The following is a 6,314-nucleotide window of genomic DNA, read 5'->3' on the forward strand; positions in this document are numbered from 1 at the left end:
CCCTGGTCTTCCTGCGGCGCGAGTTCCGGTTTCAGCAACATCTTCAAGCCGAAGATGCCGCCGAACAGCACCGCCGCCACCAGCACGATGACCCAGCGCATGCCGAGTGCGGTACGCAGTGCGCGCTTGTAGCCGCCGTCGATGCCGCGCAACACGCGCTCGCCGAACTCGAAGAACTTGCCGTGCTGCGTCTCGTGGCGCAGCAGCTTGGAGCCCATCATCGGCGACAGCGTCAGCGCGGTGAAGCCCGACACCAGCACGGCGCCGGCGAGCGTAAGCGCGAACTCGATGAACAGCTTGCCGGTGCGTCCGGTCGAAAACACGAACGGCATGTACACCGCCGACAGCGTCAGCGTCATCGCGATGATCGCGAACCCAATTTCCTTGCTGCCCTTGAGCGCCGCCTCGAACGGCGTCATGCCTTCCTCGACATGGCGATAGATGTTTTCCAGCATCACGATCGCGTCGTCGACCACCAGGCCGATCGCCAGCACCATCGCCAGCAGCGACAACGTGTTGATGGTGAAACCGAAGACATACATCAACGTGAATGCGCCGATCAGCGACACCGGGATCGTGACGATCGGGATCAGTACCGCGCGCCAGCTGCGCAGGAAGAGGAAGATCACCAGCACCACCAGCAGCACCGCCTCGCCAACGGTCTTGTAGACCTCGTCGATCGATTTCTGGATGAACACCGTGGTGTCGTAGGCGATCTCGACCTTCATGCCTGCCGGCAGCGTGCGGGTGATCTCGGGCAGCATGCGTTTTAATGCGGCAGAAATTTCCAGCGGATTGGCCACCGCCTGCTTGACGATACCGAGCGGGATCGCATTGATGCCGTTGTAGCGTGCACGGAAACGCGAGGAGTCGGCGCCGAGTTCGACCTTGGCGACATCGCCCAGGCGCACCAGGTAGCCGCCAGAATCCTTGAGCACGATCTGCGCGAACTGCTCGGGCGTCTTCAGGTCGGTTTCCGAGAGCACGGTGAATTCGCGCTGCTGGCTTTCGACGCGGCCGGCCGGGATTTCGATGTTCTGCGCGCGCAACGCCGCTTCGACATCGGCCGCGGTCAGGCCGACGCCGGCGAGACGCTCGGGATTGAGCCAGACGCGCATCGCGTAACGGTTGCCGTAAACCTGCGCCTGCGCGACGCCGGGAATCGTCTGCACGCGATCCTTGACCACGCGCGTGGCGACGTCGGCGATCTCGATCAGCGAATGCCGGTCGGAAGAAAACGCCAGGTAGATGATCGGCTGCGCATCGGCTTCCTGCTTCTGCACGATCGGCTCGTTGGCCTCGTCGGGCAACGCGCCGCGCGCCTGGGCGACGCGATCGCGCACGTCCGAAGCGGCGGCATCGGCATCACGGTTGAGATTGAAGTAAACCGTCACCTGACTCGATTCGGCGCGGCTCACCGATTGGATGTAGTCGATGCCCTCGATGCCCGAGAGCGCGTCTTCGATCGGCTTGGTGATCTGCGATTCGATCACCTGCGCGTTCGCGCCCGGATAACCGGTTGCGACGGTGACCACGGGCACGTCGACGTTCGGGATCAGGCGCACCGGCAGGCGCGTGTAGCAGATGAAGCCGACCAGCAGCACCACGAGGTTCAACACCACCGCCAGCACCGGGCGGCGGATGGACAGATCGGAGAGGACCATGGCTTTCCGTCCTCAGTTGGCGGCGGCAGTGGAGGCGGTGGTCGCCGGCTTGGCGGTGACCGGCGCAACCTTGGCGCCGTCGAACAATTTCTGCTGGCCCGACGTCACCACCTCGTCGCCGGCTTTCAATCCGCCGGTGATTTCAACAAAGCCGGGCTGACGCGCACCGAGCGTGACCGCGACGAGCTTGGCGGTGCCGTCGTTCACCAGATAGACCATTTTCTGTTCGCCGTTCGGCCAGATCGCCTCCTCGGGCACGAGCAGCGCCTGCGGATTGGTGCCCAGCACCACCTGCACGCGCGCAAACAATCCGGGACGCAATTTGAGATCGGGATTGGCGACGCGTGCGCGCAACGAGGCACTGCGACCGGCGGCATCGATGGTCGGCGCGATCGCGCTGATCTCGCCGGGGAAATCGCCGTCCGGGTAGGCGTCGACGCTCACCGCCACCTTCTGCCCGACTTTCATTTTCGCGAGCTGCACTTCCGGTACGCGGAAATCGACCTGCATCGGATTCATACGCACCAGATCGACCAGTGCCTGGCCGACGGTCACGTAATCGCCGACGCTGGTTTCGCGCAGGCCAACCACACCATCAAAGGGCGCGCGAATCTGGGTTTTTTCCAAGCGCGTGCGCGCCGATGCCGCACGCGCCTGGTCGACGCCAAGCGCAGCACGTGCCTTGTCCTGGTCGGATTTGGCGATCAGCTGCTTGCCGGCGAGATCGTTGGCGCGCGTGCTGGCGCGGCGGCTGTTTTCGAGATTGGCGTTGGCCTCGTTGAGATCGGCCTGGGTCAGCGAGCCATCGAGCGTGAACAACAAGGCGCCGGCGGCGACATGCTGGCCTTCAGTGAAATGGATCTTCTCGATCTTGCCCGCGACCTCGGGACGGATTACCGCGGCCTCGTCAGCGCGCAGGCTGCCGACGGTCTCGAACTGCTCGGGCAAGGCCCTCGCCTCCACGTGCGCGGTTTCGACCTGGGTCGGCGGCATGCCGCCGCCGGGAGGACCGGCGCCGCCTGGCGCGGAAGAACCGCAGCCGGCGAGAAGAAGAGGAACGATCGCAACAAGCGGCAGGATCCGGCGCATAGAACGACCTCGACACGAAGAGTGAGCAGTACGGGATTTACTATACCGGTCAGTTTAGCCCACGAAACCCCCGGCCCACCCTGCCAAAAGTCCCGCCCGTGGTGAAGGGTGGCTCAGAACGGAATCTGCAGATGCGCCGCGCGCAGTTCGGCGCTGGCATGCGGCGCGAACGGCAGGCGACCGAGGCAGGGGCTTTCGAGCTGCTCGCTCAGCGCATCGAAATATTGCGCGGCGAAATCGAGCTCGCTGTTCAGTGCATTGCCGATCCAGCCGGTCAGCTTGAAACCCTCGGCACGGATCGCACGCTCGCTCAATCGCGCGTGGTTGATGCAGCCGATGCGCAGGCCGACGACGAGTATCACCTCGAGATCCATGGCCGTGACCAGCGCCGACTGATCAAGCTCGGCCGTCAACGGTGCCAGCCAGCCGCCAACGCCTTCGACCAGCACCACATCCGCCTGCTCGGCGAGTTGCCGGTACGCATCGAGCATCGGCGGCAGCGCGATGCGGATGCCGGCCTTGGCCGCAGCGATCTGCGGCGCGGTGGCATCGGGCAGCGCGAAAGGATTGACCAGTGCGTAATCGGGCAGCGGATCGCTGGCGGTCTGCAACGCCAGTGCATCGGCATTGCGCCAGCCCTGCTCGCCCAGCCAGCAGCCACTCGCCACCGGCTTCATGCCCACGGCTTTCTGGCCGCGGTTACGCAAGGCATGCAGCAGTGCGGCACTGACCACGGTCTTGCCGACATCGGTATCAGTGCCGGTGACGAACAGTCCGCGCGCGCCGCCTGCCGTCATGGCGACAGCTCCTGCTGATACTGCAGCCGTGCTTTCGCGATCGTGCGGCGAATCACCAGCCCGGAAAAATGCAAAGTGAAATACAGCATGCCCGGCAGGCCCAGACGCCAGTCACCCTCGCCCGGTTGCAACGTCAATGTAATTATCAATGCGGCCAGAATCGACAACAGGCCGACAGCGGCGGAAAGCCGCCAGGCCACCACGACGCCCGCCGTCTGCGCCGCTTCATCGATGGAGAGATTCAATGCCTGCCGCTGCCGCAGCGCATGCGCATAGAGCGCGGCGAGCGTCAGCGACAGCGTCGCGAACGCCACGCCGTAGACGACGAACATCGACATCAATTCGCCGATGCTGTGCAGCGGCGCGATCGGCCACGGAAACCAGCCCTGGCTGATCCAGGCAAAAAAAGTACCGAACAGGATGCGCAACGGATACACGTAGACCAGCACCAGAAACACCAGCAACAGGCTGAGTACGGTGCTGCGACCATCGTCGAGGCCGTAACGCCGGCTCCAGCGCACATGCGCATGCCAGAACCAGGCGACCTGCAAAAAGCAGCCCGCGAATGCCGGCACGCCGCGCATCGCCAGCAGCAGGGCCGGGATGCTTTTCGGAATCTCGTTCGCGGAAATCACCAGCAGGCTCAGCGCGAAGGCGAATGCCGCGTCGACGAAAGCTTCCTGCCGCGTCACTTGCGCGCCGCGCTCGCGAAAGCCGTCGGCCATCAGGGGCAGGTCGGAATCGGGGCGGCTGGACATCGGCGAACTTTAGCAGGCCCGATGCCGGCAGGCTCCAGCGCGGTGCGCTGCTACACTGGGCACCCTGTTTCGAGGGCCTCCGATGTTCGCCAGCAGCAACCTTTCCGGCAGCAAGCCCGAGCAATACACGCAACTCGCCGCGCAGGCGCGCGGCCTGCTGCAGGGCGAGCCCGATCGCATCGCCAATGCCGCCAACCTGTCGGCGCTGGTGTATCACGCGCTGCCCGATCTGAACTGGGTCGGCTTCTATTTCTGGGATGGCAAGGAACTCGTCGTCGGCCCATTCCAGGGCATGCCCGCCTGCGTGCGCATCGCGTTGGGCAAGGGCGTCTGCGGCACAGCCGCGGCAACCCGCACGACGCAGCGCGTCGCCGATGTCGACGCCTTCCCCGGCCATATCCCCTGCGATTCCGCGTCGCGCTCGGAACTGGTCGTACCGCTGTATCGCGGCAACGATCTGATCGGCGTCTTTGACCTCGACAGCCCGAACCTCGATCGTTTCGATGACGATGACCAACGTGGCCTGGAAACGGTCGCCGCGATCTTTCTGGAGTCACTGACGTGAGCACCGAAAAACTGCGCAACATCGGCCCCAAGAGCATGGCCTGGCTGCGCCAGACCGGCATCCGCTCGCTGGCGGAGCTGAAGGACGCCGGCGCATTGCCGACCTTCGTGCGCATCAAGCGCGCCGGCTTCAAGCCCAGCCTCAATCTGCTGTACGCACTCGAAGGCGCGATCCTCGACTGCCACTGGCAGGAAATTCCCGATGCCCGCCGCGCCGAACTGATCGCTGCCGCCGAAATAGAAATCGCGAAACTGCCCAAGGGCCGCGGCAAGGTGCAGCCGGCCGCCGGCGCGGTCACCACCACGCACATGCAATCGGATCACGAGGACTCGTCGATGCCGGACGCGCATTTCGGATTCGATGACCCGGTCGCTGCGGGTGGGCACGAGGACTGATTGCCGGCGCGACGCGCGGCGTTTGATTTCCCGCACTCGCTGTCGGGTTTAAGCGCGCTGCCTGCATCAGGCATGCGCGACTACGCGTTACCTGACGACAGCGTAGTCGCGGGCGTCTTCGCGCCAGCGCGGCGTGGCTTGGATGGTCGGCAACACCGCTTCGACCGAATCGACCAGCGACCACATCGCGGCGTGTTCGCTATTCATGAACTTCTCTTCGATCACCTGCTGCATGAAGGCCTGCAGCGGCGCGTAGAAGTTGCGCGTGTTGAGCAGCACGATCGGATTGAAATACAGGCCCAGACGCTTGAGCGTGATCGCCTCGAACAATTCCTCCAGCGTGCCGCAGCCGCCGGGCAGAGCGATTACCGCATCGGAGCCACTCAACAATTTGTGCTTGCGCTCGCGCATGTCCTCGACCAGATCGAGGTGCGTCAAGCCGGGGTGGCCCCATTCGAGGTCGGCCATGAATTTCGGCAGGATGCCGATCACCGTACCGCCTTGCGACAACGCGCCATCGGCAACCGCTCCCATCAAACCCTGCGAGCCGCCGCCGTAGACCAGCGTGGCACCACTGCCGGCGATGAGTTTCCCGAGCGAATTCGCCGCCGCATGAAATTCCGGCGCGACCTGCGCGCTCGATGCCGCGTAGACGCAGATGCGCATCGTCTGGTCCGTTCTGGAGGATACCCAATGAGTTCCCGCGACATTGCAGACCTTGCGCATGCCAGCGGGGGATTGACCGGAAAGATAGTCCAACATGGGTATCAATGCCAGAAAATGCCGGCTTTCGCGCGCCTGTCCGCAGGTTCCGCGTCAAGACGGCGGCCGCCAACGGACTCTCGATCCAGTCCTGTCGACAGGATCACGATACGTGTATCGCACGTCGCGACTGTCCTCTAACGCAGTAGAAGAACCGCACCCCAAGCAACGAGCATGACACCTGCGCAGAGTCCGACCCAAGGGCCTGCCGCCAAGACTTTCTCGGCCAGTATCAACGCGGACAACACGGCAATCCAAACCAGATTCATCACGCCACCGACAAA

Annotated in this window: 8 protein-coding genes; 2 read left to right on the plus strand and 6 right to left on the minus strand. The window is 64.1% G+C overall.

The genetic code is table 11. The features are described 5' to 3' along the window. The 4 genes from VKM35_RS06425 to VKM35_RS06440 all read right to left on the minus strand — a co-directional run. Nucleotides 1–1,664, minus strand: a 1,664-nt coding sequence (locus tag VKM35_RS06425) for an efflux RND transporter permease subunit (protein WP_324319554.1), incomplete at its 3' end; no start/stop codon positions are given. Between the two features lie 12 nt (nt 1,665–1,676). After that, nucleotides 1,677–2,657: an efflux RND transporter periplasmic adaptor subunit gene (locus tag VKM35_RS06430; protein WP_324319556.1), complete on the minus strand. Its 981-nt coding sequence runs from the start codon at nt 2,655–2,657 to the stop codon at nt 1,677–1,679. Nucleotides 2,658–2,866: 209 nt separating this feature from the next. Then, a complete protein-coding gene (gene bioD, locus VKM35_RS06435) occupies nt 2,867–3,550 on the minus strand; it encodes a dethiobiotin synthase (RefSeq protein ID WP_324319558.1) in 684 nt (227 codons plus the stop codon). After that, complete coding sequence (locus tag VKM35_RS06440) at nt 3,547–4,308, minus strand: TMEM175 family protein (RefSeq protein WP_324319561.1); 762 nt, start codon at nt 4,306–4,308, stop codon at nt 3,547–3,549. The genes bioD and VKM35_RS06440 overlap by 4 nt, the downstream gene beginning before the upstream one ends. An 82-nt stretch (nt 4,309–4,390) precedes the next feature. Here VKM35_RS06440 and VKM35_RS06445 point away from each other — a divergent pair, with 82 nt between their 5' ends. After that, the gene (locus VKM35_RS06445) at nt 4,391–4,873 is read left to right on the plus strand and encodes a GAF domain-containing protein (protein ID WP_324319563.1); all 483 of its coding nucleotides are present in this window, start codon (nt 4,391–4,393) and stop codon (nt 4,871–4,873) included. Further along, complete coding sequence (locus VKM35_RS06450; RefSeq protein WP_324319565.1) at nt 4,870–5,268, plus strand: TfoX/Sxy family protein; 399 nt, start codon at nt 4,870–4,872, stop codon at nt 5,266–5,268. The genes VKM35_RS06445 and VKM35_RS06450 overlap by 4 nt, the downstream gene beginning before the upstream one ends. A gap of 87 nt (nt 5,269–5,355) precedes the next feature. Here VKM35_RS06450 and VKM35_RS06455 read toward each other — a convergent pair whose 3' ends face one another. Continuing rightward, entirely contained in the window at nt 5,356–5,934 is a 579-nt protein-coding gene (locus VKM35_RS06455; RefSeq protein ID WP_324319567.1) for a TIGR00730 family Rossman fold protein, read from the minus strand. A gap of 233 nt (nt 5,935–6,167) precedes the next feature. Then, a complete protein-coding gene (locus tag VKM35_RS13845; RefSeq protein WP_414636580.1) occupies nt 6,168–6,302 on the minus strand; it encodes a hypothetical protein in 135 nt (44 codons plus the stop codon). Between the last annotated feature and the right edge of the window lie 12 nt (nt 6,303–6,314).

Origin of the sequence: Arenimonas sp. (assembly GCF_035312645.1) — a bacterium.
GTDB lineage: Bacteria > Pseudomonadota > Gammaproteobacteria > Xanthomonadales > Xanthomonadaceae > Arenimonas.

Coding starts and splice junctions, on each gene's coding strand:
- VKM35_RS06455 (WP_324319567.1), bottom strand. CDS start 5,934: ATGCGCATCTGCGTCTACGCGGCATCGAGCGCGCAGGTCGCGCCGGAA.
- bioD (WP_324319558.1), bottom strand. CDS start 3,550: ATGACGGCAGGCGGCGCGCGCGGACTGTTCGTCACCGGCACTGATACC.
- VKM35_RS06445 (WP_324319563.1), top strand. CDS start 4,391: ATGTTCGCCAGCAGCAACCTTTCCGGCAGCAAGCCCGAGCAATACACG.
- VKM35_RS06440 (WP_324319561.1), bottom strand. CDS start 4,308: ATGTCCAGCCGCCCCGATTCCGACCTGCCCCTGATGGCCGACGGCTTT.
- VKM35_RS06430 (WP_324319556.1), bottom strand. CDS start 2,657: ATGCCGCCGACCCAGGTCGAAACCGCGCACGTGGAGGCGAGGGCCTTG.